At 56.4% G+C, this 1,627-nt stretch carries 1 protein-coding gene; it reads left to right on the top strand.

The window, feature by feature from the left end; translation table 11 throughout:
- The first annotated feature begins 130 nt into the window (after positions 1 to 130).
- Positions 131 to 946: a YopT-type cysteine protease domain-containing protein gene (locus QJT78_RS51025; RefSeq protein ID WP_028153672.1), complete on the top strand. Its 816-nt coding sequence runs from the start codon at positions 131 to 133 to the stop codon at positions 944 to 946.
- The last annotated feature ends 681 nt before the right edge of the window (positions 947 to 1,627 follow it).

Below are 1,627 nucleotides of genomic sequence, written 5' to 3'. Positions count from 1 at the left end.
GGCGGCTCTTCTTCGTCATCTTCGCTCCTGATTCGCAGCAAGAATCCTCGCCGCTGTCAGGCAGAAAATCCACTCAAGCTACTGTCCGAATTTGCGGGGCCAGCTCTGTAGCACAGAGAGGTGAATCGTCATGTATGATCGAATCGGTGGCTCATCTACACGCACTAGCCAAACTGACGAACCGAGCCAGTCGGTGGATAGCGGCAGCTTTACAGAAACACTTGCAGATCTCGCGCCCCAGTGGAGCTCACGATCGGGGGAGTTGCCTGACAAGATGGGGGCCTGCTGCAGCAAGCCACATACCTTGGATGCAAACGTTCAAACCTCTAGCGCCTCCGAACCCAGTACATCCTCTCCAGAGAGTCCGGCCACCTCCTTGTTCGAATACAGAACGGCCGACCTGCGTGATGCGAATGTGGACGGCATCTGCGTCGGGCTGACTGCGGAGTGGTTCCGCAATCTTAGCAACAGCCCATCAACCCGAATGAGTGCGCTTACACCCGGATCGCAAACGCACGCCTCAGCGGCTGAACGGCAGCAGCAATATCAAGGTCTTAAGGATCAGTTACGAAGCAGGGGAGCAGGATCTTCTCAGGCCGACCTTCAGGCACAAAATACCATTTTGGAGGAAGCAGGCTTGGAACCGGCTGGAGAAGAGAAGAGATTCGCATTCGGCAAGTCTTCGAACGTCAAGTCCATGGTGAACGAAATCAACGAAGACGGATCGAACCATTTACTCAGCTTGTATTTCGCTGAAGGCGGCGCCCACACAGTGGCGACGTCGGCCTCGAATGGAACGACCACGCTTTTCGACCCTAACTATGGAGAATTTACTGTTCGATCAGATCCTGACCAGATGGCTTCATTGTTACAAAGCCTCGCCAATCGTTACAGGAATCCCAACGGGCAGCATTTGTCGACAATCACGACGCAAAGGATGCAGTGAGTTGGGCCTTCAGGCCGCGGTGATTGACGCCTTCTGTGAAGGCGCGGATGCGTCGGCCGGCGCTTGCGTTCGGTCGCGGCGGGGGCAAATCTGCAGCGGATAGGCGGCTGCGTGCCGGCTTGCGATTGTGCCGGCATCGAAAGCGGGGGGGCGGCACCCCGCTATCCATGACGGTCGGCACAAATTGCAATTCTGTTTCGCAATGGCCGCCTGCGGTTTGCTCAACTGACGTCGCCAAGAAACAATTGCTGCGGCGACAATCCATGCCGTCCGCTATCGAACCACGCGCTTGATCCAGACCGACTGTGCGCAGAATATGACTTTCCACGACATCAACTTTCGTTTGAAGCACGCAAAGCCGGCGCATCGATATTGGTCCAGCTGTGACTCTTACAAGCAGCTTCATCCTGAAAAGCCAAAGTCTTGATTGACAAGGCACCTTATCTTCGAACGGTGAAAGCGTCGGAGTTTTCCAAATTGCCAGGGTGCTCCCTGCAGGACCTGAGGGGCGCGACTCCAGCGATTGCGCCGCTGCGGGCGGCGCCACAGAATGCACCCCGGCGCTGGTCGCTAACCCGTCCTATTCGTGAGAGTGCGTTTTTCTAGTCCGATTGATGTGGCCGCACATCTGCTCTGACGAGGCGCACAGGATTGCCTTCGGCTTTTCACCGCCTGACGACC

It is taken from the genome of Bradyrhizobium sp. Mp27 (assembly GCF_029953005.1).
Lineage (GTDB): Bacteria > Pseudomonadota > Alphaproteobacteria > Rhizobiales > Xanthobacteraceae > Bradyrhizobium > Bradyrhizobium barranii.
This window is presented reverse-complemented; position numbering and strand designations above follow the sequence as displayed.

Excerpts from the sequence above, each read along its gene's own strand:
- QJT78_RS51025 (WP_028153672.1), top strand. The coding sequence starts at position 131 with ATGTATGATCGAATCGGTGGCTCATCTACACGCACTAGCCAAACTGAC.